General features: G+C 69.3%; 29 protein-coding genes. 13 read left to right on the forward strand and 16 right to left on the reverse strand.

All coding sequences use genetic code 11. From position 1 onward, the window contains the following. Positions 1-91: 91 nt before the first annotated feature. Complete coding sequence (locus tag UUA_RS00955; protein ID WP_008433474.1) at positions 92-1,615, forward strand: FMN-binding glutamate synthase family protein; 1,524 nt, start codon at positions 92-94, stop codon at positions 1,613-1,615. Positions 1,616-1,667: 52 nt separating this feature from the next. Here the strand turns inward: UUA_RS00955 and UUA_RS00960 are convergent, their stop codons facing one another. The 7 genes from UUA_RS00960 to UUA_RS00985 all read right to left on the reverse strand — a co-directional run bounded on the left by UUA_RS00960 (position 1,668) and on the right by UUA_RS00985 (position 6,421). Next, the gene (locus UUA_RS00960) at positions 1,668-2,375 is read right to left on the reverse strand and encodes an arginyltransferase (protein WP_008433475.1); all 708 of its coding nucleotides are present in this window, start codon (positions 2,373-2,375) and stop codon (positions 1,668-1,670) included. A 46-nt stretch (positions 2,376-2,421) separates the two neighbouring features. Then, on the reverse strand, positions 2,422-2,811 hold the full coding sequence (locus UUA_RS00965) for a hypothetical protein (protein WP_008433476.1): 390 nt from the start codon (positions 2,809-2,811) through the stop codon (positions 2,422-2,424). A 13-nt stretch (positions 2,812-2,824) separates the two neighbouring features. Then, positions 2,825-3,691 carry an acyl-CoA thioesterase gene (locus UUA_RS00970; RefSeq protein ID WP_008433477.1) on the reverse strand — a complete coding sequence of 289 codons (867 nt, stop codon included), beginning with the start codon at positions 3,689-3,691 and terminating at the stop codon, positions 2,825-2,827. A gap of 80 nt (positions 3,692-3,771) precedes the next feature. Next, positions 3,772-4,746, reverse strand: a complete 975-nt coding sequence (locus tag UUA_RS00975; protein ID WP_008433478.1) for an alpha/beta fold hydrolase — start codon at positions 4,744-4,746, stop codon at positions 3,772-3,774. A gap of 32 nt (positions 4,747-4,778) precedes the next feature. Further along, complete coding sequence (locus UUA_RS19795; RefSeq protein ID WP_008433479.1) at positions 4,779-4,916, reverse strand: hypothetical protein; 138 nt, start codon at positions 4,914-4,916, stop codon at positions 4,779-4,781. Positions 4,917-4,999: 83 nt separating this feature from the next. Next, on the reverse strand, positions 5,000-5,836 hold the full coding sequence (locus UUA_RS00980) for a helix-turn-helix transcriptional regulator (protein ID WP_008433480.1): 837 nt from the start codon (positions 5,834-5,836) through the stop codon (positions 5,000-5,002). A 30-nt stretch (positions 5,837-5,866) separates the two neighbouring features. Further along, the gene (locus UUA_RS00985; RefSeq protein ID WP_008433482.1) at positions 5,867-6,421 is read right to left on the reverse strand and encodes an N-acetylmuramoyl-L-alanine amidase; all 555 of its coding nucleotides are present in this window, start codon (positions 6,419-6,421) and stop codon (positions 5,867-5,869) included. An 88-nt stretch (positions 6,422-6,509) separates the two neighbouring features. Between UUA_RS00985 and UUA_RS00990 the strand changes: the two genes are divergently transcribed. From UUA_RS00990 to UUA_RS01000, 3 genes are all read left to right on the forward strand, one after another. Beyond that, positions 6,510-7,037, forward strand: coding sequence for an alpha/beta hydrolase (locus UUA_RS00990; RefSeq protein ID WP_008433484.1), 528 nt, complete (start codon positions 6,510-6,512; stop codon positions 7,035-7,037). Then, on the forward strand, positions 7,034-9,220 hold the full coding sequence (gene rlmKL, locus UUA_RS00995; protein WP_008433486.1) for a bifunctional 23S rRNA (guanine(2069)-N(7))-methyltransferase RlmK/23S rRNA (guanine(2445)-N(2))-methyltransferase RlmL: 2,187 nt from the start codon (positions 7,034-7,036) through the stop codon (positions 9,218-9,220). Before UUA_RS00990 ends, rlmKL begins: the two co-directional genes overlap by 4 nt. Positions 9,221-9,282: 62 nt before the next feature. Then, positions 9,283-9,705, forward strand: a complete 423-nt coding sequence (locus tag UUA_RS01000) for a hypothetical protein (protein ID WP_008433487.1) — start codon at positions 9,283-9,285, stop codon at positions 9,703-9,705. Between the two features lie 86 nt (positions 9,706-9,791). On the opposite strand, the gene UUA_RS01005 is transcribed toward UUA_RS01000, so the two are convergent. Next, entirely contained in the window at positions 9,792-10,382 is a 591-nt protein-coding gene (locus UUA_RS01005) for a DUF6491 family protein (RefSeq protein ID WP_235605933.1), read from the reverse strand. Between the two features lie 72 nt (positions 10,383-10,454). Between UUA_RS01005 and egtB the strand changes: the two genes are divergently transcribed. Both egtB and egtD read left to right on the forward strand, forming a co-directional pair. After that, positions 10,455-11,705, forward strand: coding sequence for an ergothioneine biosynthesis protein EgtB (gene egtB / locus UUA_RS01010; protein ID WP_008433491.1), 1,251 nt, complete (start codon positions 10,455-10,457; stop codon positions 11,703-11,705). Further along, positions 11,702-12,691 carry an L-histidine N(alpha)-methyltransferase gene (egtD, locus tag UUA_RS01015; protein WP_008433492.1) on the forward strand — a complete coding sequence of 330 codons (990 nt, stop codon included), beginning with the start codon at positions 11,702-11,704 and terminating at the stop codon, positions 12,689-12,691. Before egtB ends, egtD begins: the two co-directional genes overlap by 4 nt. 120 nt (positions 12,692-12,811) lie before the next feature. On the opposite strand, the gene UUA_RS01020 is transcribed toward egtD, so the two are convergent. The 3 genes from UUA_RS01020 to UUA_RS01030 all read right to left on the reverse strand — a co-directional run bounded on the left by UUA_RS01020 (position 12,812) and on the right by UUA_RS01030 (position 15,648). Beyond that, positions 12,812-14,317 (reverse strand): S10 family peptidase, encoded by a 1,506-nt coding sequence (locus tag UUA_RS01020; protein WP_008433493.1) that lies wholly within the window; start codon positions 14,315-14,317, stop codon positions 12,812-12,814. Between the two features lie 82 nt (positions 14,318-14,399). Beyond that, positions 14,400-15,026 carry an NADPH-dependent FMN reductase gene (locus UUA_RS01025; RefSeq protein ID WP_008433495.1) on the reverse strand — a complete coding sequence of 209 codons (627 nt, stop codon included), beginning with the start codon at positions 15,024-15,026 and terminating at the stop codon, positions 14,400-14,402. Positions 15,027-15,051: 25 nt separating this feature from the next. Then, complete coding sequence (locus UUA_RS01030) at positions 15,052-15,648, reverse strand: LysE family translocator (protein ID WP_008433497.1); 597 nt, start codon at positions 15,646-15,648, stop codon at positions 15,052-15,054. 91 nt (positions 15,649-15,739) lie between these two features. Between UUA_RS01030 and UUA_RS01035 the strand changes: the two genes are divergently transcribed. Beyond that, positions 15,740-16,639, forward strand: coding sequence for a LysR substrate-binding domain-containing protein (locus UUA_RS01035; RefSeq protein WP_008433499.1), 900 nt, complete (start codon positions 15,740-15,742; stop codon positions 16,637-16,639). Here the strand turns inward: UUA_RS01035 and trxC are convergent, their stop codons facing one another. Continuing rightward, positions 16,640-17,083 (reverse strand): thioredoxin TrxC, encoded by a 444-nt coding sequence (gene trxC, locus UUA_RS01040; RefSeq protein ID WP_008433500.1) that lies wholly within the window; start codon positions 17,081-17,083, stop codon positions 16,640-16,642. A gap of 84 nt (positions 17,084-17,167) precedes the next feature. Here trxC and UUA_RS01045 point away from each other — a divergent pair, with 84 nt between their 5' ends. Further along, positions 17,168-17,644: a hypothetical protein gene (locus UUA_RS01045; protein WP_008433501.1), complete on the forward strand. Its 477-nt coding sequence runs from the start codon at positions 17,168-17,170 to the stop codon at positions 17,642-17,644. A 4-nt stretch (positions 17,645-17,648) separates the two neighbouring features. Here UUA_RS01045 and msrB read toward each other — a convergent pair whose 3' ends face one another. After that, a complete protein-coding gene (msrB, locus tag UUA_RS01050) occupies positions 17,649-18,248 on the reverse strand; it encodes a peptide-methionine (R)-S-oxide reductase MsrB (protein ID WP_008433503.1) in 600 nt (199 codons plus the stop codon). A 112-nt stretch (positions 18,249-18,360) separates the two neighbouring features. Continuing rightward, entirely contained in the window at positions 18,361-20,082 is a 1,722-nt protein-coding gene (locus UUA_RS01055; protein ID WP_008433504.1) for a cytochrome c biogenesis protein DipZ, read from the reverse strand. Positions 20,083-20,301: 219 nt separating this feature from the next. Between UUA_RS01055 and UUA_RS01060 the strand changes: the two genes are divergently transcribed. Continuing rightward, the gene (locus UUA_RS01060) at positions 20,302-20,871 is read left to right on the forward strand and encodes an RNA polymerase sigma factor (RefSeq protein ID WP_008433505.1); all 570 of its coding nucleotides are present in this window, start codon (positions 20,302-20,304) and stop codon (positions 20,869-20,871) included. A 4-nt stretch (positions 20,872-20,875) separates the two neighbouring features. Then, positions 20,876-21,532, forward strand: coding sequence for an NrsF family protein (locus tag UUA_RS01065; protein ID WP_008433506.1), 657 nt, complete (start codon positions 20,876-20,878; stop codon positions 21,530-21,532). Between the two features lie 182 nt (positions 21,533-21,714). Here the strand turns inward: UUA_RS01065 and UUA_RS01070 are convergent, their stop codons facing one another. Beyond that, on the reverse strand, positions 21,715-22,197 hold the full coding sequence (locus UUA_RS01070) for a YajQ family cyclic di-GMP-binding protein (RefSeq protein ID WP_008433507.1): 483 nt from the start codon (positions 22,195-22,197) through the stop codon (positions 21,715-21,717). A 120-nt stretch (positions 22,198-22,317) separates the two neighbouring features. Between UUA_RS01070 and UUA_RS01075 the strand changes: the two genes are divergently transcribed. Beyond that, on the forward strand, positions 22,318-23,496 hold the full coding sequence (locus tag UUA_RS01075; protein WP_008433508.1) for a BaiN/RdsA family NAD(P)/FAD-dependent oxidoreductase: 1,179 nt from the start codon (positions 22,318-22,320) through the stop codon (positions 23,494-23,496). A gap of 18 nt (positions 23,497-23,514) precedes the next feature. Continuing rightward, complete coding sequence (locus UUA_RS01080) at positions 23,515-24,453, forward strand: NAD(P)-dependent oxidoreductase (protein ID WP_268793803.1); 939 nt, start codon at positions 23,515-23,517, stop codon at positions 24,451-24,453. Between the two features lie 13 nt (positions 24,454-24,466). On the opposite strand, the gene UUA_RS01085 is transcribed toward UUA_RS01080, so the two are convergent. Beyond that, the gene (locus UUA_RS01085) at positions 24,467-25,345 is read right to left on the reverse strand and encodes a PhzF family phenazine biosynthesis protein (RefSeq protein ID WP_008433510.1); all 879 of its coding nucleotides are present in this window, start codon (positions 25,343-25,345) and stop codon (positions 24,467-24,469) included. A gap of 177 nt (positions 25,346-25,522) precedes the next feature. On the opposite strand from UUA_RS01085, the gene UUA_RS01090 reads away from it, so the two are divergent. Beyond that, positions 25,523-26,131: a rhomboid family intramembrane serine protease gene (locus tag UUA_RS01090; RefSeq protein ID WP_008433511.1), complete on the forward strand. Its 609-nt coding sequence runs from the start codon at positions 25,523-25,525 to the stop codon at positions 26,129-26,131. The last annotated feature ends 75 nt before the right edge of the window (positions 26,132-26,206 follow it).

Genomic DNA, 26,206 nt, shown 5'->3' on the forward strand with positions numbered 1-26,206 from the left:
ACGCATCCGCCTGAACGAGTCGATGCGATAGGCTTGGCGATGGCGGCCGCGTCGTCGCCACCGGCATTCGACTGACGGAAGGAGAGGCGGGATGGAATCAAGCGGCTTTGCGCACTGGCTGATCGTGCTGGTCGAACTGGTCACTGCGTTCGCCCTGCTGCTGCTGGCGCTGGTGATCGTGGTGCTGGCGGTGACCTGGGTGGTTGACCGCAACCAGACCGGCAACGCGGTGCTGCGCAACTTCCCGGTGGTCGGCCACTTCCGCTACTGGTTCCTGCACCTGGGCGAGTTCTTCCGCCAGTACCTGTATTCCAGCGACCGCGAGGAGATGCCGTTCAACCGCGCGCAGCGCACCTGGGTCTATCGCGCTGCGAAGAACGTGGACAACACCAACGCGTTCGGCTCCAGCCGCGACCTGCGCGCCGAGGGCGTGCCGTTCTTCGTCAATGCGCCGTTCCCCGACCTGGGCGTGGACCACGTCGAGCCGGTGCCGGTGACGATCGGCCCGTACGCGCGCGAGCCGTACAGCCATGCGGCGTTCTTCAACATCTCGGCGATGAGTTTCGGCGCATTGTCTGCGCCGGCGGTGCGCGCGCTGTCGCGCGGCGCGGCCAGGGCGGGCATCTGGATGGACACCGGCGAGGGTGGTCTGGCGCCGTACCACCTGGAAGGCGGCTGCGACCTCATCTTCGAGATCGGTACCGCCAAATACGGCGTGCGCACGCCGGACGGCAAGCTCGACGACGACAAGCTGCTGGCGATCTGCGCGCACCCACAGGTGAAGATGGTCAGCATCAAGCTGGGCCAGGGCGCCAAGCCCGGCATGGGCGGCCTGCTGCCCGGCGCCAAGGTCACCGCCGAGATCGCCGCGATCCGCGGTATTCCGGTCGGCCAGGATTCGCAGAGCCCGAACCGCCATCTCGACATCGGCAACGTGTCCGAGCTGATGGACGCGATCGCGCACATCCGCGAGCTCACCGGCAAGCCGGTGGGCTTCAAGGCGGTACTGGGTGGCGTCGAGTGGATCGGTGAACTGTGCGACGAGGTGAGGCAGCGCGGTATCGCGAGCGCGCCGGACTTCATCATCGTCGACGGCTCCGAGGGCGGCACCGGCGCCGCGCCGCAGACCCTGATGGAAGGCGTCGGCCTGCCGCTGCACGAGGCGCTGCCGGCGCTGCTCGACATGCTGATCGTCAAGGGCCTGCGCCAGCGCATCAAGGTGGTCTGCTCGGGCAAGTGCATCACCGCCTACGACGTGGCGTGGGCGCTGTCGATCGGCGCGGACTTCGTCAACTCCGCGCGCGGCTTCATGCTGGCGCTGGGCTGCATCCAGTCGCTGCAGTGCAACCGCAACACCTGTCCCACCGGCATCACCACGCAGAACCCGAAGCTGCAGCGCGGCCTGGTGGTCAGCGACAAGAGCGAGCGGGTGTTCCACTACGCGAAGAACCTGATGCACGAGGTCGGCATCATCGCGCACAGCTGCGGCGTCAGCGAACCGCGCCAGCTCAGGCGCAGTCATTGCCGCGTGGTCGGCGACGACGGCCTGTCGATCCCGCTGGAGAAGCTGTTTCCGTATCCTCAGTCGCAGGAGTCAGGGCTGGAAACCCGGTAGGGCGGGCACTCCCCGCCGCTGGTTCCGCATGGGGCGGAAAGCAGTGCCCGCCCTACGGCATCGCCTGCCAGCCTTCGGTGGTGCGGATCTGCAGTGGCTTGAAGCGCCGCTTGTAGTCCATCTTCGGGTGGCCGTCGATCCAGAAGCCCAGGTACAGCCATGGCAGGCCGCGCCGGCGGCACAACGCCACCTGCTGCAGGATGGCGCAGGTGCCGAGGCTGCGCGCGGTCTCGTCGGGGTCGTAGAAGGTATAGACGGCTGAGGCGCCGTTGGGGCAGACGTCGGTAACCGCCACCGCGAGCAGGCGCGTGCCCAGGCGCAGCTCCATGAACAGGGTGGGGCTCCACGGGGCGGTGAGGAAGCGGCGGAAGTCGCTGGCTTCCGCATCGTCCATGCCGCCGCCGGCGTGGCGGCTCTGCAGGTAGCGCTCGTACAACGCGTGGCGCTCGCGGTTGTAGCCGGGGATCGACTCGCGGACCACGAGATCGGCGTTGCGCTTCAGGCAGCGACGCTGGGCGCGGTCCGGCTGGAAATTCGCCACGTCGATGCGGCACGGCGTGCAGGCGTGGCATTGCGCGCAGTGCGGGAAGTACAGGTGGCCGCCGGCGCGGCGGAAGCCGCGTTCGAGCGCGGGGCCATACAGCTTGTCGAGGTTCGGCGCGGCCGGGTCCAGCACCAGGTTCTGCGCCGTGCGGTCGGCGTAGTAGCCGCACGCATGGGGCAGCGTCTGGAACAGGCGGACTTGGTCTGAACGGCGCATTCCCCGATTCTATGCCGCCCGCCGCGGCAGCGCATCCGTGGGTGTGTTACATGCGCAGGAATCGCAGCATCGCCACGGCGAGCACCGCCAGCACCACCAGCAGCACGATGCGGCGCACCCGCGTCACCGTGCGGTTGCGCCGGTCCAGCGGGCTGGGGTTGCGCGCCGCGGCCAGTTCCTCGCCGTGGCGCACCACCGGCTCGATGCCGATCTGGCGCAGCAGCGCGCGCGCCTTGGGGTAGTCGTCGGCGTGGGTGATCCACACCTGCGCCCAGCGGCTGCGTTCCTCGTTGCGCGTCGAATAGCTGAAACGCTGGTAGCTCGGCCGGTTGTAGTTGGAGCGGTTTTCCACCGTCGCGGCGATGCCGTGCTCGGCCATCAGGGCGATCACGGCGTCGATGCTTTCCGGGCGGGGCGAGGTGTAGATCTGGCGCATGCTGTGATTCTACTCAGTCACCGCGCACGCGGATCAGCCCTTCCTGTGCGGAAGAAGCCACCAGGCGGCCATCGCGGCTGAAGATCTGCCCGCGCGCCAGGCCACGCGCGCCCTGCGCGGTGGGGCTGTCGAACGAGTACAGCAACCATTCGTCGACGCGGAACGGACGGTGGAACCACAACGCGTGGTCGAGGCTGGCCATCTGCACGTTGTGGGTCATGTAGGAGATGCCGTGCGGCAGGGTAGCGGTGCCGATCAGGTGGAAATCGGAGGCATAGGCCAGCAGCGCACGGTGCAGGATTGCCGCGTCGTCGATCGGCGAGGTGAGCCGGAACCAGATGTGCTGGATCGGCGGGCGCTTGACCGGGTGCATCTCGTCGCGCGGCCACACCTGGCGGAACTCGAATGGGCCGTCGATGCCAAGCCAGCGCTGCAGCTTCACCGGCAGCCGAGCCAGCTCGTCCGGCGGCAGCGGATGCAGCGGCTCGATGTCTTCCGGCGCGGGCACCTCGGGCATGCTGGTCTGGTGTTCCACGCCCGGCTCGGGCGCCTGGAACGAGACCGAGCCGTTCAGGATCGGCTGGCCGTGCTGGATCGCCACTACCCGGCGTGAGGAGAACGTACCGCCGTCGCGGGTGCGTTCCACGCTGTAGATGATCGGTGCCTCGATGTCGCCAGCGCGCAGGAAGTAGGCATGCAGCGAATGCGCCTCGCGCGAGGGGTCGACGGTCTGCTGCGCCGCCGACAGCGCCTGCCCCAGCACCTGGCCGCCGAACACGAAGCGCGTGCCGATGTCGCGGCTCTGGCCGCGGAACAGGTTGTCTTCCAGTCGCTCCAGGCGGAGCAGCTGGACCAGTTCGGCGACGTGGTCTTCGCTCATGGCGTGTCCTTGCAAAAGGGCGCCAGTATAGCGGTGGCGGCCCGCGCCCGGGCACGGCGAAGCGCGTGGCGGAGGCGTGGTCAGGCTCGGCGATCGGCCGCGGCCCACAGCCGCCGCGCCTCCTCGGCGATCACCTCGGGCCGCTCCTCGGGCCAGAACAGCTTGCTGCCCGCGAGCCGGCGCACGCCCAGCGAATGGCCGAAGGCACGGTCGAGGAAGTCGGCATTGGCGGCGGCAAAGATCGTGTCCGCCTCGCCCCAGACGATGCGCACCGGCACGCGCGAGCGCGCCAGCGCGGGGCCGATGCTGGCCAGCGCGTTGCGCTCCAGTGCGATGGCGTAAGCATGCGCCAGCTCGCGGCTGCGCCGCGACGCCAGCAGCGGCGCGAAGTAGGTTTCGATGGCCTCGTCGGTGGGATGCGCGGGGTCGGCGTAGCACATGCCGCCGATGCCGTCGGTCGAGCGTGCCAGGGTATGGTCGTGGCGCCACCGCCCCAGCCACTCGTCGACGAAACGGCCCTGCTTCGCCAGCACAATCACCGGCAGCAGCGCCGGCGGCGGGCTGTCCTGCTCGGTGTCGCAGTTGGTCAGCAGCAGGCTGCGCACGCGTTCGGGGTGGCGGGCGAGCAGCAGTTGCGCCACCGCGCCGCCGCTGTCGTTGGCGACCACATCGGTGCGATCGACACCCAGCGCGTCGAGCAGGGCGAGCAGCATCGCCACCTGCGCGTCGGGGGCGCAGGATTGCCCTTCGGCGACCTCGCTGCAGCCCATGCCGAGGAAGTCGGGCGCGATGCAACGCCGGTACGGCGCCAGCCGTTCCAGCGCGCCGCGCCACTGGAAGCCGTTGAGCGGAAAGCCGTGCAGGAACAGCGCCGCGGAGCCGCTGCCGCGCTCGACATGGGCGATGCGGCCGAACGTGGTGCCCGTGTAGCGACGTACGGCGTGGAAAGCCGCCGCGTCCATCACCGGTGGCGCGATGCCGCCATGGGGTGTGCGCATCACGCAGCCTGCGGCGAACGTGGCCGCGGACAGGGCGAGAAAGCGGCGCCGGGTCATGCCCGGCGCCGCGGATGGAAAGACATCGCCGCTCACGCTTGCGCTGTCGCCTCGCGCAGCTTCTGCGCGCACTCCTCGCAACACACCTCGACGGTGCGGCTGCCGATGGTGACTTTGATGGCGTTGTCGTCCAGCGGGTAGTCGCAGGCGGCGCAGGTTTTCTCGTTCATGTCGGGTCTCCGTGGGTTGCCCGGATCGGGCAGGCACAGGAAACCACCGGTCGCCGGTTGCGGCTGTCAGGATCTTTAGCGATTCACGACGCCCGGGCCAGCGCGGCCTGGCGGAACGCGCTGGGCGTGCGGCCGTAGGCCTGGCGGAAGGCCGCGCTGAAATGGCTGTGGCTGGAGAAGCCCAGGTCCAGCGCCAGCGCGGCGACGTCCTCGCAGTCGGCGATCCGGTCCAGCGCATGCGCGAGGCGCAGGCGCAGGTGATAGCGGTACAGCGGCATGCCTTCGACCTGCTGGAAGGCCTGGGTGAGATAGACCGCCGAACCGCCGACGCCGGTCGCGATTTCCGCCAGGGTCCAGCGTCGGGTCAGATCGCTGGCCAGCAGCAGCTTGGCGCGGTCCACCAGCCGCTGCCGCGCGTGGCCGGCGCCGGGCGCGCGGGCGGTGCGCGGGCCGAGGCTGCGGCAGGCCAGGGTCAGCGCCAGGCTCTCGCCTTCCAGCGGTTCGATGCTGCCGCTGCGCAGGCTGTGGCGCAGTAACGCGACCAGCACCTGGGCGCGCTCGTCGATGCGCAGCGACTGGCCGCGGAACACCGGCTCGTCGCGGCGTTGCAGCAGCCCGGCCGGCGCCAGTTCGCGCAGCAGCGGCGACGAGATCGACAGCGACAGGCAGGCGTCGCCGCCGCTGGCCGGATGGCTGACCTGGTAGCCCTCGCCGGCATTGAACAACAGCACATGGTTGGCATCGGCCACCGATTGCGTGCTGCCCACGTGGCGCAGGAACAAGCCGCGGTAGGGAAACACCAGGTGGGTGGCGGCCGCGCATTCCTCCGCGCTGCGATGGCGGCACTTGCCGCGGCAGTGCACGTCGTGCGCCGCGACGAGCGGCGTTTGCAGCAGCGGCTGGACGGTGAACTCCGACATGGCGCGGGCCGGGGCGGGCAGAGGCGCAGTCTAGCGCAGCCGCTCGAGGCCGCTGGCGGGCACGATGGCATCCCATGGAAAGCGCGGGCCGGGGTCGAACTTGCGGCGGATCTGCCGTGCGGGATCGTCGCTGGCTGGCATGAGGTCGGTGTCCAGCTCTTCGTGCCCGGCGATCCGGCGCAGGTGCGGGAACTCCGCGCGCAATTGCGCCAGCAGGGCAAGCAGCGCGGCGATCTGGACCTCGGCGTAGGGCTCGGTCATCTGCTGCTGGTGCGAGTCCCACCAGTGCGGGTAGCGACCCCGGTTGACCAGCTCGATGCCGATCGAGTCGGGGTTGTGGCCGCGCACGTGGTTCGCCACGCGGGTGCCGGGCACGTAGCGATACACCGCGCCGTCGCGGTCGACGTAGTAGTGGCCGCTGTTGCCGGTGCCGCTGGCGTGCAGCACGCGTTCGCCGTACTCGCGCGCCATCGCCAGGTCCGGCAGTTCGGTGCAGTGGATCACCACCAGCTCGACCGCCACGGCCGGGCGTTCGGGCAGCAGGTCGACGTAGGGCAGCGGCTGGTCGTGGATGGTCAATGGCATCGGCCAAGTCTCGCATGTGGCGGGCGGGGGCGGAAACGCCGCCTGCTACCATGCACGCCTTGCTTTCCGCCCTCTCGGGGAGACCGCCATGCGCGGCCAGATCATTCTTTCGCACGGCTCTGATTCGGCGCCGGAGGCGACCAAGGTCAGCGCTCTCGCCGCGCTGGCCGAATCGCTGGGCTGGCGCACGCAGCGGCCAGACTACCGCGCCGACGATGCACGCGGCTTTGCCGGTTCGGTGGCGCCGCGGATCGCCCGCCTGCGCGCCACCATCGAGGCGCAGGATGCTCCGCCGCTGCTGGTCGGCTCCAGCATGGGCGCGTTCGTCTCCGGGCTGGTCTCGCTGGACGTGCCGGTGGCCGGTTTGCTGCTGCTGGCCACGCCCGGCGAAATCCCCGGCTACGCACGCAAGTTCGACTTGCGCGAGGACGTGCCCGCGCTGCTGATCCACGGCTGGCGCGACGAGGTCTGTCCGCTGGCGGGCACGCACGCGTTCGCCGCGAAGCGCCGCCTGCCGCTGCTGGTGCTGGACGACGACCACCGGCTGGGTTCCAGCATGGGCATGATCGCGGCGCAGTTCCGCGGCATGCTCGACCAACTGGCGGCTGCCGCATGAGTCAGTACTTCGCCACCTGTCCAAAGGGCATGGAATACCTGCTGCGCGACGAGCTGGCCGCGCTGGGTGCGCTCGACGTGCGCGAGGCGCTGGCCGGCGTGCACTTCACCGGCACGCTGGAAACCGCGTATCGGGCCTGCCTGTGGTCGCGCCTGGCCAGCCGCATGCTGCTGCCGCTGGCCGAGTTCGACGCAGCCGACGACGACGCGCTGTACCGCGGCGTGCAGGCGATCGACTGGAGCCAGCACCTCGCCGCCCACGCCACGTTTGCGGTGGATGCCGGCACCGCGCTGAGCAAGCTCACCCACAGTCAGTTCATCGGCCTGCGCACCAAGGATGCGGTGGTCGACCAGTTCCGCCAGCGCGACGGCTCGCGCCCCGACATCAACACCGATGAGCCGGATATCCGCATCAACCTGCGCCTGCGCCGCGACCGCGCCACCGTGTCGCTGGACCTGGCCGGCACGCCGCTGCACCGGCGCGGCTGGCGCGAGGAGCAGGGCGAGGCGCCGCTGAAGGAAAACCTTGCCGCCGCGATGCTGCTGCGCGCGCAATGGCCTGCGGTCTACGCCGCTGGCGGCGCGCTGCTCGACCCGATGTGCGGCTCCGGCACGCTGCTCATCGAAGGCGCGTTGATGGCGGCCGACGTGGCGCCCGGCTTGCGCCGCGAATACTTCGGCTTCCTCGGCTGGCAGCAGCACGACATCGCACTGTGGCGCAGCCTGCTGGACGAGGCGAAGCAGCGCGCCGAAGCCGGCCTGCGCGCGCTGCGTCCGTGCTTCTTCGGCAGCGACGCCGACCCGCGCATGGTGCAGACGGCCAAGCGCAACGCGCAGCAGGCGGGCGTGGCCGGCTTCTTCACCCTGGACCGGCAGGACATGGCGCACGCCGCGCCGCCGCCGGGCGTTGCGCATGGCCTGGTCATCACCAACCCGCCGTACGGCGAGCGCCTCGGCGACCGCGCCGAGATGCCGAAGCTGTACCGTGCACTGGGCGACACCCTGCGCCAACGCTTCACCGGCTGGCGCGCCGCGGTGCTGGCCGGCGACTTGGAACTGGGCCGCGCGATGCAGCTGCACGCGGACAAGCGCTACGCGCTGTACAACGGCGCGCTGGAAACCGTGCTGCTGACCTTCGACCTGAAAGTGCGCGACGAACCGCCGCGCGAACCCAAGCCGCTGTCCGCTGGCGCACAGATGCTGAAGAACCGGCTGGAAAAGACCGCCCGGCACCTGCGCAAGCGGCTCGTCCGCGAAGCCATCCATTGCTGGCGCGCCTATGACCAGGACCTGCCCGAGTACGCCGCCGCGATCGACGTCTACGGCGACACGCGTGGCGACGAGCACCTGCATATCCAGGAATATCGCGCGCCCGCTGACGTGCCGGCCGACGTGGCGCGGCTGCGCCTGCGCGAGATTGCCCGCGTTGCCGGCGAGGTGTTCGGCGTGCCGCGCGAGCGCATCGTGCTGAAGACCCGTGAGCGCGGCAAGGGTGGCTCCAAGTACGGCCAGTTCGACCAGCGCGGCGAGTTCATCGAAGTGGAGGAGGGCGGCCTGAAGTTCCTGGTCAACCTCACCGACTATCTGGACACCGGCCTGTTCCTCGATCATCGCCTGGTGCGCGCCAAGCTGCGCGAGCTGGCGCGCGGCAAGTGCTTTCTCAACCTGTTCGCCTACACCGCCACCGCCAGCGTGTACGCTGCGGCCGGCGGCGCGCTGGAAACCACCAGCGTGGATCTTTCCGCCACGTATCTCGAATGGGCCTCGCGCAACCTCGCACTGAACGGGTTCACCGGCGCCGACCACCGGCTGACGCAGTTCGACGCCATGGAATTCCTGCAGCGCGACCGCGGCCATTACGGGCTGATCTACGTCGATCCACCGACCTTCTCGAACTCCAAGCGTGCCGAGGATTTCGACGTGCAACGCGACCACGTGGCGCTGCTGGAAGCCTGCAACGAGCGGCTGACCCGCGACGGCGTGATCGTGTTCTCCAACAATTTCCGCCGCTTCAAGCTTGATCGCGAAGCGCTGGAAGAGCACTTCGCGATCGAGGACTGGAGCGCGCCCAGCATTCCATTCGACTTCGCCCGCCGCGCCGACATCCACGGTTGCTGGCTGCTGCGCCGGCGCAAGGCCGTGACGGGGATCAACCCCTGGGAAAATGCGCGCCCGAAAACGTGAACCCTTCAGTGCAGATTAAGCGCGATCGGATGAGCATCCGCCCCGTACAACGGAGAACGATCATGACCAAGAGCATCGGCAGGACGGGCAGGCTGGCGGCCATCGGCCTGGCGGTTGCGGTGGCTGTGGCGGTGCCACTGGGCGCCTCGGCGCACGAACGTGGCGGTCGCGGCTGGGGTGGCGGTTATAACGGCTACCATGACGGGTACCACGGTGGTTACTACGGCCATGGCGGGCACTGGAGCGGCGGCCGCTGGATCGCCGGGGCCATCGTCACCGGCGCGGTGGCCGGCCTGGTCAGCGATGCGCTGCGCCCGGCGCCGGTGTACTACGAGGCACCGGTGGTGTACGGCCCACCGCGCACGGTGATCTACGAGGATGCCCCGGTGGTGCGTCGTCGTGTGATCGAGCGCACGGTGGTGTACGACGACCCGTACCGGGTGCGCTACATCCGCGACGATGGCTATGACGACGACGACGATTGACTCCGGCGACCGCGCCGGCAGCGTGTGACCGCGAAAGGCCCGGCATGCCGGGCCTTTCCTTGTTTACGGCCATGCTGGCTTCGCGCTCAATGCGCGGGCATGCGCGCCGGCAGTTCCGCGCCGCTGCCGTGGCGCAGCGCGTGCGCACTGAACTGGTCGAAGCGCGCCTTGTCGATCTTGCGGACCGACTGAATCGCGCACGGCGGCTGGTAGCGCGAATGCACCGTTTCGCCCACTTCGCCGCAGATGCGGCCACGATTGACGACGGTGTTGGACGGGTTGGCCCGGAAGATCAGCCCTGGCGGCGGCGTACCCAGGCGCGGGCAATCGTTCTGCAATGTCACCAGGTAGCGTTTCGGGCCGGTGCGCACGATGGCGGTGCGGGCGTCGACGATATGCCACTCGTTGATCTGCGTGGTGTCGATGCAGTCGGCGGCCGGCAGCGGTGAGCGCGCCGGCACCGCCTCCGTAGCATACGCGGCGCCGCTGCCGGCGACGAGCGCGAGCAGCAGGGAGGGGAGGATCGTTTTCATGGGTGTTACCTCGTCCGTTCGTATGCGTGCGTGCCGCGATGCGGTGGCGTGGTTGCATGCCGGCATCTGGCAGCGCGGCTGCAAAGTATCTGCCACCTGGGTATCACGATAAGTGAACGATTGAGGCGGCATGCTGATGGGCATGCATCGCAACACTCCAGCACCCGGCACCCCAGCTCATGCGGCCACCCCGATGGCCACTGGCGGCAGGTCACCATGACGGCCGGGCACACGTGCGCCGTTGCAGGCATCGCCGCCCGATTCCTGCAGCTGCGGCAGCGAACGCTTGAACTCTGCGCCGGCCTCAGCGCCGAGGACCTGCAACTGCAGTCGATGCCCGACGCCAGTCCCGGCAAGTGGCACCTGGCGCACACCAGCTGGTTCTTCGAGCAGTTCGTGCTGGGTCGCGACCCAGCCTACAGACCGCGCGATCCGGCTTGGCACTACCTGTTCAACTCCTACTACCAGTCGGTTGGCCCGATGCATGCGCGGCCGCAGCGCGGCCTGCTGTCGCGGCCGTCGCTGGACGAGGTGCGCGATTACCGTCGCCGCATCGACGACGCGGTGGGCGAACTGCTCGACCGCAGCGACGACGCGGAGCTGCCCGGGCTGGTCGAACTGGGTCTGCAGCACGAACAGCAGCACCAGGAGTTGCTGCTGACCGACATCAAGCACGCGCTCTGGTGCAACCCGCTGCAGCCGGCATATCGCGCGCCGGTCGCTGCACCGGCGGACGCGAAGGCGGTGCCACTGCAGTTCGTCGCGGGCCGCGAGGGCATCGCCGAAATCGGCCACCGCGGCGAGGGCTTTGCGTTCGACAACGAGACCCCGCGCCACCGCACCCTGCTGCAGCCCCACGCGCTGGCCAACCGGCTGGTGACCAATGCCGAATACCTGGCCTTCATGGGCGAAGGCGGCTACCGCGAACCCGGCCTGTGGCTGTCCGACGGCTGGGCCACGCTGCAGCGCGAGGGCTGGCAGCATCCGCTCTATTGGCAGGACGATCTGGCCAGCGAGTTCACCCTGGCCGGCGTGCGTGCGCTTGACCCGCACGAGCCGGTGTGCCATCTCAGCTATTACGAAGCCGAAGCGTTTGCGCACTGGGCCGGCGCGCGCCTGCCCACCGAGGCGGAGTGGGAGTCGGCGGCACAGGGCGTCGCGATCGAAGGCAACCTGCAGGACGCGCAGCGCTTCCAGCCGCGTGCGGCCGGCGCCGGCAGCGGCCTGCAGCAGCTTTACGGCGACGCGTGGGAGTGGACCGCGTCGCCCTACATCGGCTACCCGGGCTTCCGCCCGCTGCCCGGTTCGCTGGGCGAGTACAACGGCAAGTTCATGTGCGGCCAGTGGGTGTTGCGCGGTGGTTCCTGCGCCACCCCGCGCGACCACATCCGAGCCACCTACCGCAATTTCTTTCCACCCCAGGCCCGGTGGCAATTCGCCGGGCTGCGACTGGGACAGGACCGATGAGCAGTGTGCAACCCTTTGGCCTCAGCGACGACGACCGTCGCCCGCCGTCGAGCGATCTCCTGGAAGTCGTCCAGCGCGGCCTCGGCGCCCGCCCCAAGCGGCTGCCGTCGTGGCTGTTCTACGACGAGCGCGGCTCGGCGTTGTTCGAGCGCATTTGCGAGCAGCCGGAGTATTACCTCACACGCTGCGAGATCGCGCTGATGGACGAACACGCAGCCGACATCGCCGGTGCACTGGGCAGCGACGTGCGGCTGGTCGAGTACGGCAGCGGCAATGCGCACAAGACCCGCATGTTGCTCGAACATCTGCGCGCGCCGGTGACCTACGTGCCGGTGGAAATTTCGCCCGAGCCGCTGCGGCAGAGCGTCGAGCGGCTGGCCACGGCGTTCCCGCAGTTGCCGCTGCAGCCACTGTGCGCGGATTTCAGCAAGCCGCTGCGGCTGCCAATCCCGCCGCGCGCGCCGCGACGCACCGTGCTGTACTTCCCCGGTTCCACCATCGGCAATTTCGACAACCGCAGCGCGGCCGCGCTGCTTCGCAAGATGCGCAACGAGATGGGCGATGCCGGCGGCATCCTGATCGGCGCGGACCTGAAGAAGGATCCGGCGCTGATCGAGGCAGCCTACAACGACCGCGCCGGCGTCACCGCCGAGTTCACCCTGAACATGCTGGCGCGGCTCAACCGCGAGATCGGCAGCAACTTCGAGCTGTCCGCGTTCGCGCACCGGTCGCACTACAACCCGATGGCCGGGCGCATCGAGACGCACCTGGTCAGCCGCCGCGAGCAGCAGGTCAAAGTCGGCCGCGTGAACGTGCCGTTCCGCACCGACGAGGCGATCCAGGTCGAGTACAGCTGCAAATATTCGCTGGAGGACTTCGCCGCACTGACCGCCCGCGCCGGGCTGGCCGTGCAGCGAGTGTGGACCGACCCGCAGCGGATGTTCAGCGTGCAGTACCTGGTGCGCGCGAGCATGTCGGCGCGCTGACGCCGCGACGGTTTGCTCCCGCTTCCTTGTGTAGGGCGGGCACCGCCCGCCAGCTTTTGATTCCGTGACGCAGCAGCGGCGGACAGTGTCCGCCCTACGAGGCCGGAGAGATACACGTCATCACTTGACGCCGTACAACGCCTTCACGTCGGCGGTCAGCGCGGCCTGGCTGTCGGCGCGCGAGTAGAACATGTGGCCGCCGGGGTAGTTCTTCACCTGCACGCGGGTCGGGTCGCCCATTGCCGGCATCTGGTCGACGATCAGCACCGAGGCCATGAACGGACATGAGAGGTCGTCCCAGCCGTGCGTGATCAGCACGCGCAGGCCCGGGTCGTTGGCGACCGCCTCGCGCAGCTGCGACACCGAACCTTTGTCGGCATCCTCGTCCTGGTGCCACAGCTTGTTCACCTCGTAGCTGAGCGCGTTGTAGCGGCCGTCGACTTTCCAGCCCACGACCCGGGTGACGAGATCGACCATCGCGCTGGTAGTGGGCGCGATGATGCCGTTGAGGATCGGGTCGCCGGTCTGCTGATGCGGCGCGTAGGGAAACGGATCCCAGGCGGTGACGTTGGAGTCGTAACGGCTGCCCAGCTTGCCTTCGGCGCGGTATACCTCGCGCAGGTAGGCCTGGGTTTCGATGCGGCCGCCGGAGCGCTTCACGAACAGCGGGTCGAGCCCGGTCAGTTCGGTGACCTTCTTCACCACGCGGTCGGTGGCGTGCGGGTCGGAGCGGCCGCGCATCAGGTCGCTGGCGTATTCGCCGCGGGTGTATTCGACGATCGGTGCCATCGCCTCGGCGCTGAGCCGGTGCTCGCGCTCCAGGTGCGCCGCGGCGATCGAGGGCAGGGTGAGCATCCACGGCAGCGGCGATACGTTCTCGTCGTGGTAGGCCGCCGGGTCGAGGTAGGGCGACAGCAGCACCACGCCCTTCATCGCCACGCCGAGCCGGGTCTGCAGGTACTCGGTGATGCGCGGGCCGCGGAAGCCGCCGTAGCTCTCGCCGACCAGGTACTTGCGCGAACCCATGCGGCCGTTCTTGACCAGCCAGTCGTAGACGATGCGCGACAGGTACTTGATGTCGCTGTCGGTGCTGTAGAACTGCTTGGTCGCTTCCTTGTCGTCGACCAGCGCGCGGCTGTAGCCGGTGCCCACGGGATCGATGAACACCAGGTCGGTGAAGCCCAGCCAGGTGCCGGGGTTGTCGTGCAGCGTGGCCGGGTCGGACGGACTGTCCCCCTCGACGCCGAAGTTCACCTTCTTCGGCCCGATCGCGCCGAGGTTCAGGTACACCGACGAGGCGCCCGGGCCGCCGTTCAGCGCGAACGTCACCGGGCGGTCCTTGCCGGTCATGGTGTAGGCGGTGAACACCACTTCACCGGTGGTCTTGCCCTTCCCGTCGCGCACCGGCAGCGAGCCGACGGTGACCGTGTACTTGAGCGTTTTGCCGTCCACCGTGGTCGATTGCGTCACGTGCGCATCGGCCGGCAGCGGCGGCAGCTGGAAGCCGTCGCTGCTGCCGGCCTCCGCTGCTGCCGGCTTGTGGCTGTCGGCGGCGAGGGCTGGGGCAAGGCTTGAACCGGCCAGCACGAAGGCGGCCAGCAGCACGGAGGGCAGGGATGGGCGCACGACGTTTCCTCGCGGACGAAAGCGGCCAGCATAACCGGCGCCGCCGCGGCGGAGGGGTGCATAAAGGCATGGGTGAGCGCGTTCAGCACCGCGCCGTTGCGACCGGTTCCGGCCTGGCGAGCGGCGGCGCCACGCGTGCGATCCAGCGCTCAAACGCCAACAGAAAGTCCTGCAGCGACTGCACGGTAGCCAGGTCGGCCAGTGTGCTATCGGCGTCCAAGCGGCTGGCCGCGTTCGCCACGAACAGGGTTGGTGCCGGCATCACCAGCGCGCCGCAGGTGTGCAGCACCTGGCGCAGCGAGGCCTGCGCCAGGCGTGTGCCCCACGGGCCGCTGCTGGCGCCGAGCACGGCCACGGGTTTTTCCGCCAGCACGTCGCCGGCAGGGCTTTCGCGCGAGAGCCAGTCCAGCGCGTTCTTCAGCACGCCCGGCATGGCGTGGTTGTATTCGGGCGTGGCGATGACCAGGCCGTCCGCGGCGGCGACCGCCGCGTGCAGCGCCTGCACGCCGGCGGGTCCGGCCGCTTCGCGCTGCTCTAGGTCCTCGTCGAACAGCGGCACGGTGGACAGCGCGTCGTAGACATCCAGTTGCAGTGTCGCCGGTGCCTGAGCCACGGCCGCCTGCAGCAGGCGGCGGTTCCAGGAATCGCGGCGCAGGCTGCCGGCAAGGCACAGTACGCGGCGGGCGGGAGTCGGGTGGAAGGTGGTCATCTCGGTATCTCTGGTGAGCAAAGGGTCAAGGTTCGATCAGCAGCAGCAAGGCGCAGGCGACCAGCAGGACGCCCATCACGACGTCGACGCCGTGGCGCACGGCAGGACGCACCAGCCAGCGGGCCAGCCACGCGCCCAGCGCAGCCCACAGCAGCAGGCACAGGATGGGGATCAGCACGAACAGTCCGGCCAGCGGCAGGTAATCGCGCAGACCGGTGGCCGGCATCGCCGCCAGCACGGTCAGCACGATCACCCAGCTTTTCGGGTTGAGGAACTGGAAGCCGATCAAGCCCAGGGTGCCGGCCGGCAAGGCCGCCGACGTCGCGGCGGCGTGTCGTGGCGCGATGCCGGCGATACACAGCGATACCCCAAGCCAGGCCAGGTACAGCGCACCGACCGCGCCGGTCCAGCGCTGCAGCGGCGGGTGCGCCGCGAACACCGCGCCCGCGCCCAGCGCCGTCACCGCAAACAGCAGCAGGCCGCCGCACACGATGCCGGCGATTGCCGGCAGTGCACCGCGCACGCCGGCATGACCTGCCGCGCGCAGCACCACCAGGTTGTTCGGGCCGGGCGTGATCGCGGCCACACTGAGCAGGCCGCCCGCGGTGAGCAACGAATCCATGCAATTCCCTCATCGGCAATGGTCGAATGACGTCCATGTTCGACCAGTTCGATGGTCCATGGTGCGGGATCTATGGTCTAGAATTCCGACCATGAACGAGTTGCCGTTGAATGCCTTGCGCGCGTTCGCCATGGTCTACGCGCATGGCGGCGTGCGCGCCGCCGCGCGCGAGCTGGGCATGGCGCACTCCTCGGTGAGCCGGTACCTGGGCGAACTGGATCGCTGGCTGGGCGTGCCGCTGCTGCGCGCGGCGGCCGGGCGCGGGCCGCTGGTGTTCACCCCGCAGGGCGAGGCGCTGGGTCGCGCCACACTGTCCGGCCTGCGCGAGATTGAACAGGCGGTGGTGGCGTTGCGCGAGACCCGCCCGGCGCACGCGGTGACTCTGTCTACCTCGCCGTCGTTCGCGATTCGCTGGCTGCTGCCACGGTTGCCTGCGCTGGAGAAGACGCATCCGAAAATCGAGCTGTCGGTGCAGGTGGAACAGCGGCTGGATGCGCTGGACGACGGCCGCGTCGACCTGGCGATCCGCATGGGCAAGGGGCCGTGGCCGGAACTGCACGCCGAGCCGCTGATGGACGACGCGTTGTATCCGGTGATGAGTCCGGTGCTGTGGCAGGCGTCCGGGCGTCCGTCCAGACCGGCGCAACTGGCCGGCCTGCGCCTGCTGCACGACCGCGATCCGGAGGCGGCGTGGGAACTATGGCGGCAGGCGCACGGGCCGGCGAGGCTTTCGCTGCAGGGCGGCGCGCGCTACACCTCGTCCGACCTGGTGCTGCGCGCAGCGATGCAGGGCCAGGGCGTAGCGCTGGCACGTCATCGGCTGGCCGCGGACGACGTGGCTAACGGCAGCCTGCTGCGCCCGTTCGGCGATCTGGACGTATCGCTGGGTCCGTCGTACTGGATCGTGCGGCCGCCGGCGAAGCCGCGCGCCGCGGTGGCGGCGGTGATCGACTGGCTGCGCTGGCAGGCGGCCGGCGCCGGCGCGCGCTGATCAGTCGCGCGCCAACGCGCTCTCGACGAACTGCTGCAGCTGCGCCGCGTTCAGTGCGCCGGATTGCCGCGCGATCTCGCGGCCCTGCTTGAACATGATCAGCGTGGGAATGCTGCGGATGTTGAAGCGCCCGGCGATCTGCGGCTGCGCCTCGGTATCCAGCTTGGCCAGCCGCAGGCGTGGTTCGAACTTGCCGGCGGCCTGCACGAACACCGGCGCGAAGCCGACGCACGGCCCGCACCATGGCGCCCAGAAATCCACCAGCACCGGCAGGTCGCCGCGGCCGGCGATCGCGTCGAAGTTCGCCGCGGTCAGTTCCACCGGATGTCCCTCGAACAGCGCCTGCTTGCAGCGGCCGCAATTCGGATGTTCGCTGAGGCGTTCGGCCGGAACGCGGTTCAGGGCGCCGCAATGCGGGCAGGGGATGGCCAGTGGTGTACTCATGGCAGACTCCGGTAACAGGTCAGGCGCCAGGCGCCAACGCCGACAAGATGGCGGCGCCCTTTGCCGAAACCAAGCCGAGCCGACATGCCGCAACGTCCCGACACATCCGCTTCACGCTGGCCACGGCAGAGCCTGCTGGCGCTGGGCATGCTGTGGACGTTGCCGAACAGCCTGCCCGGCCTGCTGTTGGGCCTGGCTGGCCTTCCCTTCGGCGCCAAGCTGCGCTGGCAGCGGCGCGAGCTGGCGCTGGTGGTGCGCCGCTGGCCGTGGGGGCGCGGCGGGGCGCTGACCCTGGGCAACGTGATCGTGCACACCGGCGAGTGGCTGGACGTGCCGTGCCTCACCTATGCCCATCGCGCCGGCCACGGTATCGAGCCGCCGGTATCGCTGGCCGAGCACGAGCGCGCCCACGTCTGCCAGTACATGCTGCTCGGTCCGCTGTTCCTGCCGCTGTACCTGCTGTGCGGCGGCATCAGCGTGCGCAATCCGTTCGAGCGCGCGGCCGACCGCTATGCGCGCACAGGGCGCGGCTGGTGGCCGTGGTCGCGGGACGACGGCTGAGCGTTCAGGCGTGGCGCGGCACGAAGCGCAGCGCCACCGAGTTCATGCAGTAGCGCAGGCCGGTTGGCTGCGGGCCGTCGTCGAAGACGTGGCCGAGGTGGCTGTCGCAGCCGGCGCAGCTGATCGCGATGCGATCCATGCCGAACATGCTGTCGTGGCGCTCGATCACGTTGCGGGCGGCGATCGGCTGCCAGAAGCTGGGCCAGCCGGTGCCGGAGTCGAACTCGGTGGCGGCGTCGTACAGCGCGGTGGCGCAGGCGACGCAGCGGAACAGGCCGGGCACGGCGGGCCGTTCGTGCTCGCCGCTGAATGCGCGTTCGGTGCCGTCCTGACGCATGATCTCGTACGCCGCCGGCGCCAGCCGGTGCCGCCATTGCGCATCGCTCAGCACCAGCTTCGCCACCTTGCGCGCGCCGAGGTCGTGGCCGGCGTCGTCGAAGATTTCCAGCAACACGTCGCCGGGCCTGCCGACCGGCGTGTTCGCCGCCGCCCGCAGGCGCGGCAGCAGCCATCCGCCGCCGACGGCCAGCAATGCACCGCCGCCGAGTGCTGCGCGCAGAAAGCGGCGGCGGTCCATCGCGAGGGTTTCGTCGATGCGTGACATGGCAACCTCCGTGGATGTCGTTTTGCAGGAGTCCGCATCGCGGGCGCTGCTCTTGCGAATCCCGAATCCCGGTGGAGAACATCGCCCGCGAGTGGGCTCCTACGAGAGCCGATCAGCCGAACGTGAACGCGTATGCCTGCACGCCGGGATCGAGGAAGGTGATCTCGAACAGCCGCTCGCCGCCGCCGCTGGCCTGGCGCACCAGCTGGTACAGACGCTGGCCGGTGACCGTGCCGTTGCCGGCCTCGTCGGTGTCCATGCCGTGGTCGGCGCCGGGCGGCTGGCCGTCGATGCTGACGCGGTAGCGGATCGGCTTGCCGTCGCTGGCGGGGCCGAGCACCAGGTGCAGGTCGCGGCCGCGGAAGCGGTAGACGATGGCGCCGCCAGCCCGGTCCAGCTGCGCGTTCTCATCGCGCACGGTCCAGCGGCCGTCGAGCGACCACTGATTGGCGGCGAGCGAGGCGGGCGCGCGATAGTCGTGCGTTTCATCGCGCGCCACCCGGCCGCCGACGAAGTTCATCGCGCGGGCGTAGCCGACGTAGGTTTCCGGCGAGCGGGTGAGGTCGTCTGACGCGGCGGCTTCGACGCCACGATGGTCGTCGCTGACGTAGCCGCCGGGCAGGTTGTTCTGGCCGGCCTCGGTCAGCAGCTGGCGGATCACGTCCTCGCTTTGCCGATACTCGCCTTCGCCGAAGTGGTGGTGGCGGATCTGTCCCTGCGTGTCGATGAAGTAATGCGCCGGCCAATACTCGTTGTTGAAGCCTTTCCAGATCGCGTAGTCGTTGTCCAGCGCGACCGGGTAGTCGACGCCGAGGTCCTTCACCGCCTTCGCCACGTTGGCCGGGTCCTTCTCGAACGCGAACTCCGGTGCGTGCACGCCGATCACCACCAGGCCGTGGTCCCTGTACTTGTCGGCCCAGCTGCGCACGTACGGCAGTGCGCGGATGCAGTTGATGCAGGAGTAGGTCCAGAAATCGACCAGCACCACCTTGCCGCGCAGCGACTCGGTGGTGAGCGGGGGGCTGTTCAGCCACTGCGTGGCGCCGGCCAGCGACGGGAACGTGCCTTCCACCGGCAGCGGGTCGCCAGCCTTCAGCAGCGGCTGCGACGCCGGTGCCGGGCGCACCGCGTTGATCAGCTTCTGCTCAATGCCGCCGGTGCTGGCCAGCGAGACGCGGGTGAGCAGGCCGGTATCCAGGCCCAGCGCGATCGCGGCGACGCCACCCAGCACCAAGACGCCGAGCGCACGGCGCACCCATTCGCCGGCGCCGAGCGAACGCTTCATCAGCGCGAACAGCTTGCCGCCGAGCAGCAGCGCCAGGCCCAACGAAGTGGCCGCGCCGGCGGCGTAGGTGAGCAGCAGCAGGGTGGTCTGCACGTTGGCGCCGTTCAGCGCCGCGCCGGTCAGCAGCAGGCCGAGGATCGGCCCCGCGCAGGGTGCCCACAGCAAGCCGGTGGCGACGCCGAGGCCGGTCGCGCCCCAGATCGAATCGCTGTCGCCGGCCGAGCGCTGCGACAGCCGGTTGCCCAGCGCCACGAACGGGCGCGCGATCCATTCCGCCAGCCGGGTCGACAGCAGGGTGAGGCCGAGCACGGCCAGCACCAGCATCGCCACCCAGCGACCGTACTGGTTCGCGTGCACCGCCCAACTGCCGCCGATCGCCGCCAGCGTGGCGACCGCGGCGAAGGTGATCGCCATGCCCAGCAGCATCGGGAAACCGTTGCGCATGAACGGGCGATCCGAGCGGGCGAACACGAACGGCAGCACCGGCAGGATGCACGGGCTGAGGATGGTCAGTACGCCGCCGAGATAGGCGAGGATCAACACGAGCATGGGAAGCATCCGTGGGTGGTTGCCTGGTTATTCGCCGGCATGCTGACGGCGGTTACCTGCGGGCTGGAGTAACACCGGGGCCGGCTGCAGCGAATACTCCTTCAGGCGTTCCGCCGTGGAGTCCGCATGTCACAAGCCTTGACCGCCGCCGCCGGCATGGGTCTAGATAGTGGACTTTCCCTGCGGGCGAGTCTCGACCCCGTGCCAGCTGATGTCGTCATGGTGAACGACAGCGAATCGCCCGACCGGCGCCGGGCGGTGTGGATGGCGGCTGCGCAGGCCGGCGACCGGCGCGCCTACGAGAGGCTGCTGGCCGATTCGGTGGCGCTGATCCGCGCCACCGCACGGCGCCAGGGCGTGGCGTCGGACAGCCTGGACGACGTGGTGCAGGAGACCCTGCTTACTGTGCACCGCGTGCGCCACACCTACGATCCGAGCCGTTCGTACGACGCATGGCTGAGCGCGATCGCCAGCCGCCGTGCGATCGACGCGCTGCGCCGCCGTGGCCGTCGCGACAGCCGCGAACTGCACGACGACTACGCGCTGAACCGACACCCGGATGCCGACGACGCCAGCGTGGCCACCGAAAGCGGCCAGCGTGCGCAGCGCCTGCATGAGGCGATCGCCGAACTACCGCCGGGCCAGCGCGAGGCGGTGGAACAGCTGGGCCTGCGCGAGCGCACGCTCAGCGAGGCGTCTGAGCTGACCGGGCGCAGCGCCGGCGCACTGAAAGTGAACCTGCATCGCGCGTTGAAGGCGCTGCGCGAACGTTTCCACGGAGAACCCTGACGTGATGCCCGAGCAGTCATCATCCCATGAGGCGCTGATCGACCATCTCGGCACCGGGCTGGTGCCGGTGCGGCGGCTGTTGCCGCCATGGCTGCGCACTGCCGGCTGGCTGCTGGCGGTGCTGGCGCTGGCAGCCGGATTGTTGCTGCATTACGGCGCCGCCCCGATGCTGCGGCGCTGGGCCGCCACGCCGGACCTGGCCTGGGCCGGCATCGGCGCGGCGATCACCGCGATCTGCGCGGCGTGGGCTGCATTCGCGCTGGGCGTGCCGGGGCGGCGGGCGGCGTGGGCGTGGCTGCCGCTGCCCGGCGCTCTGCTGTGGATCGGCGCCAGCGGCCTCGGCTGCCTGCGCACCTGGATCGCGCCGGGGACGCAGCTTGCCGGCCTGCATCAGACCGCCGACTGCCTGCTCTTCATCATCGGCTTCTCAGTGCCGTTGTCTGCGCTGCTGATCGTGCTGCTGCGTCGCGCCTGCCCGCTGCGACCGGTGCTCACGGCCGTGCTGGTCGGGCTGGCCAGCGCGGCGGCCTCGGCCAGCCTGCTGGAGATCTGCCACGCCTATGATTCCGCCGCCACCGACCTGCTGACGCATGCGCTGGCAGTGGTGGTGGTGGTGGCCGTCAACGCCGCGATGGGTGGGCGATTGCTGTCGAAAGCGTAGGTCCCGCCGCTGCCCGTAGGAGCCCGCTGGCGGGCGATGCCTTTCGTAGTGTCGAAGAGCATCGCCTGCGAGCGGGCTCCGGCGAAGGATCAGTTTGTCGCAATCTCGCAAGGCAAGAGCCGGCGGGCGGTGCCCGCCCTACGCGGTTCGCGACGCGTGTGATGCTTTGCACGGATCCCGGTTCAATCCCGGAAGTTGTCGAACTGCAGCGGCAGTTCCACGTCGGACTTGCGCAGCACCGCCATCGCCAGTTGCAGGTCGTCGCGCTTCTTGCCGCTGATGCGCAGCTTGTCGCCGTTGATCTGCGCCTCGACCTTGAGCTTGGCCGCCTTCAGCTCGGCCACCAGCTTCTTCGCCACCGGCTGCTCGATACCCTGCTTCACGGTGATCTTCTGCCGCGAGCCGCCCAGGTTGGTTTCCGGCTCGCCCGCGTCGAGCGCGCGGATGTCGATCTTCCGCGCGGTCAGCCGGCCGCGCAGGATGTCCAGCATCTGCTGCAGCTGGAATTCGCTCGGCGCGCTCTGGGTGATCACGCCGTCGTCCAGCACGTAACTCGCGTCCACGCCCTTGAAGTCGAAGCGGTTGCCCAGTTCGCGGTTGGCCTGGTCGACCGCGTTGGTCAGCTCGTGCTTGTCGACTTCGGAGATTACGTCAAAGGAAGGCATGGCGGCGGCTCGCTGGCAACTGAAGGGCTGAGTGTAAGCGATGCGGCTGGGCGATAATGCGCAACTTTCCTTTCGCCGGGATGGCGAACAAAAGCGCAATGGCGTGACCATGGTGAGTTCTTGAAAACCGAGGTGTTGATCATCGGCGCCGGCGCCGCGGGGCTGATGTGCGCGATAGCCGCCGGCCAGCGCGGTCGCCGTGTGCTGCTGGTCGACCATGCGAACAAGGTCGGCAAGAAGATCCTGATGTCCGGTGGCGGGCGCTGCAATTTCACCAACATGGACGCGACGCCGGCGAACTACCTGTCGGCCAACCCGCATTTCGCCAAGTCCGCGCTGGCGCGCTACACGCCGTGGGACTTCATCGCGTTGGTGGAGAAGCACCGCATCGCGTACCACGAGAAGGAACTGGGCCAGCTGTTTTGCGATGACTCGTCGAAGCAGATCGTGCGCATGCTGCTGGACGAGTGCGCTGCGGCCGGTGTGGCGGTGGAGGTGAGCTGTGGCGTGCAGCGCGTGCGCAGAACACCGGAAGGCTTCGGCGTGCTCACCGCGCGCGGCGAGGTGCATGCCGGGTCGCTGGTGGTCGCCTCGGGCGGCCTGTCGATTCCCAGCATGGGCGCCAGCGGCTTCGGCTACGAACTGGCGCGCCAGTTCGGCCACGCTGTGCTGCCCACGCGCGCCGGCCTGGTGCCGCTGACCCTGAGCGGCAAGCACCAGGAGCACTATCAGGACCTCGCCGGGGTGGCGCTGTCGACGGTGGAAACTCGCGTCGGCAAGCAGAGCTTCCGCGGCGGCCTGCTGTTCACCCATCGCGGCCTCAGTGGCCCGGCGATCCTGCAGATTTCCTCGTACTGGCAGCCTGGCGACGACCTGCGCATCGATCTGTTGCCGGACCTCGACGTCGGCGAGTACCTGGTCGAACAACGCACCGCGCGGCCGCTGGCCGAGCTGAAGACCGTGCTCGGCGAGGTGCTGCCGAAGCGCCTGGCGCAACGCCTGTGCGAGCAGTGGTTCGACAATCGGCCGATGCGTCAGTACCGGGAGGCCGAGCTGGTGCAGCTCGGCGCGCAGCTCAATGCATGGCCGATCACCGCCAGCGGCACCGAGGGCTATCGCACCGCCGAGGTCACCCTGGGCGGGGTCGATACCGACCAGCTGTCCTCCAGCACCATGCAGTCGAGGCGGGTGCCGGGGTTGTATTTCATCGGCGAAGTGGTCGACGTCACCGGCTGGCTCGGCGGCTACAACTTCCAGTGGGCGTGGGCTTCGGGGCAGGCGGCAGGCGCCGTGGCGTGATAGGCGGATTTCGCGCGAATTGAATATCGCGCATGTTCCACTGGGCGCCGGTTTCGGCATGAGGGCACCTGCATGAAAGTCGGATTCATCGGCCTCGGTGCGATGGGCAGCGCGATGGCCAGCAACCTGCTGGCGGCCGGTCACACGCTGGCGGTATGGAACCGCTCGGCGGGAGCCACCGAGCCGCTGGCTTCGCTGGGCGCAAAGGTGGCGAAGACGGCCGACCGTGCCGTGCAGGGCGAAGTGCTGTGCAGCATGCTGGCGAACGACCAGGCGGTACGCGAGGTGTTCCTCGATGGCGGTGTGCTCGATGCGATGGATCGCGGCACCGTGCACGTCAACCACGCCACGATCTCGGTGGCACTGGCGCAGGAGCTGGCCGCGGAACACGGCAGGCGCGGGCTGGAGTACGTCGCCGCGCCGGTGTTCGGGCGCCCGGACATGGCCGCCGCGGCGAAGCTCAACATCCTGGTGGCCGGCAAGCCCGCCGCCATCGAACGCGTACGGCCCTTGCTGGAGGCGATGAGCAGCAAACTGTGGCCGTTGGGCGAGGCGCCGGAGCGCGCGAACGTGGCGAAGATCGCAGGTAACTTCATGCTGGCGGCGGCGATTGAAAGCATGGCTGAAGCCACCGCGCTGACCCGCGCCCATGGCGTCAGCGCGGCGGAGTTTCTCGACGTGATGACCAGTACCCTGTTTGCCGCGCCGGCCTATCAGGGCTACGGCAAGCTGATCGCCGAGCAGCGCTTCAAGCCGGCCGGGTTCGCCTTGCCGCTGGGCTACAAGGATGTGGGGCTGGCGCTGGCCGCGGGGGAGGCGCAGCGCGTGCCGCTGCCGTTCGCCGGCGTGCTGCGCGACGCCATGCTGGAGGCGCTGGCTGCCGGCGACGCGGAACTGGACTGGTCGGCGCTGGCGCTGGTCGCCGCGCGCCGCGCGCACCTTGACGAGCGCGAATAGCCGGTGCGGCGCGTTACGGCGTCCACGCCAGCGTGCCGTCGATCACCGTATGGCTGCGTCCGCCGACCCAGATCGCGTTGCCGTCGATGTGCACGATCAGTTGTGCGTCGTGGCCGATCTCGCGGCCCTGGCTGACCTTGTAGCCGCGGGCCAGCGGGCCGTGCGGTTCGACATGGGCGATGTAGGCGGCGATCAGGCCGTTGGCGGCGCCGGAGGCGGGGTCCTCGACGATGCCCACGCCCGCCGGGAATGCGCGTACTACCAACTGGTAATCAGGCTGACGGCATCGTGCGAACGCGCACAGGCCCATGCTGTCGCTGGCGTGGGCCAGCGCGGCGATCGCCGCATGGTCGGGTTGCCACGCGCGCAGGCCGGCTTCGTCGGCCAGCTCGGCCAGCCACCAGCGGCGGCCACCGTCGACCAGCGCCGGCGGCAGTACGCCCGGTTCGATGTTGGCCAGCGTGGCCGCCAGCAGCGGGTGGGCGTCGCGGCCGGTGTCAAGCACGCGTTCGCCCGGCGACTGCAGCAGCAGTTCGCGCCCGGCGCCGTCGCCCAGGACGCGGATCGGCAGCACGCCGGCGCCGCATTCCTGCCACAACAGGCCGTCGCGCGGCTCGGCCAGGCCGCAGGCGAGCGCGGCGTGCGCACTGCCGATGCTGGGGTGGCCGGCGAACGGAATCTCCTTGTGCGGAGTGAAGATGCGCGCGCGGTAGCTGGCGCGCGGATCGGTCGGCGGCAGCAGGAAGGTGGTCTCGACCAGCGCGGTCCAGCGCGCGAAACGCTGCATCGCCGCGGTGCCCCAGCCATCCGCGCCGAGTACCACGCCGAGGTGGTTGCCGCCGCCCTGGGTGGCGGCAAAGACGTCCAGATGCAGGTAGCGAAGCGAGGTCATGGCATGCGCCGGGCGACCGGACGGCCGCGTAAAGCGGCGAATGATAGCCGCCTGCCATGGGTGCGGGCAGTGATTTCCCGGAATATGGCGCGACGGCAGATGCATAAGCGCGGAAGTCGACAAGCCGCGGCGACGGCGCCAAGATGTCCGCTTTTGTTGCCGGACGCGGAACTGCCCATGCTGATCACCCTGGCCATCATTGCCATCACCTGCATCGTCTCGTTCATGGCGTTCAAGAACAGCCGCCTGCTGAACGACCTGATCCTGTGGCCGCCGGCGATCGCCCGCCAGCGCGAGTACCACCGCCTGGTGACCTACGGCCTGGTGCATGCGGACTTCGGGCACCTGCTGTTCAACATGATCACGCTGTTCTTCTTCGGCCGGGTGATGGAGAGCTTCTTCGCCTCGCGCATGGGGCCGTTCGGCTTCGCACTGTTCTACATCGGCGGCCTGGTGGTCTCGATCCTGCCGACCTACCTGAAGAACCGTAGCAACCCGAACTACCGCAGCCTCGGCGCCTCGGGCGCGGTGTCGGCGGTGCTGTTCGCCTTCATCCTGCTGGCGCCGTGGTCGCGCATCATCGTGCTGGTGATCCCGATGCCGGCAATCGTCTACGCCGTGCTGTACACCGGCTACTCGATCTACATGGACCGGCGCGGGCAGGGCAACGTCAACCACAGCGCGCACCTGTGGGGCGCAGCCTACGGCGTGATCTTCACCCTGCTGGTGGAGCCGGGGGTGCTGCCGCATTTCCTCGACGCGCTGATGCATCCGAGCTTCCGATGATGAACGCTTCTTGCGCTGCGTAATGCCTGCCGCGGCCGGGGCGTGCATACTGGTCACAGCTGCATCGTCCACCGC

It is taken from the genome of Rhodanobacter thiooxydans LCS2, from assembly GCF_000264375.1.
Classification (GTDB): Bacteria; Pseudomonadota; Gammaproteobacteria; order Xanthomonadales; family Rhodanobacteraceae; genus Rhodanobacter; species Rhodanobacter thiooxydans.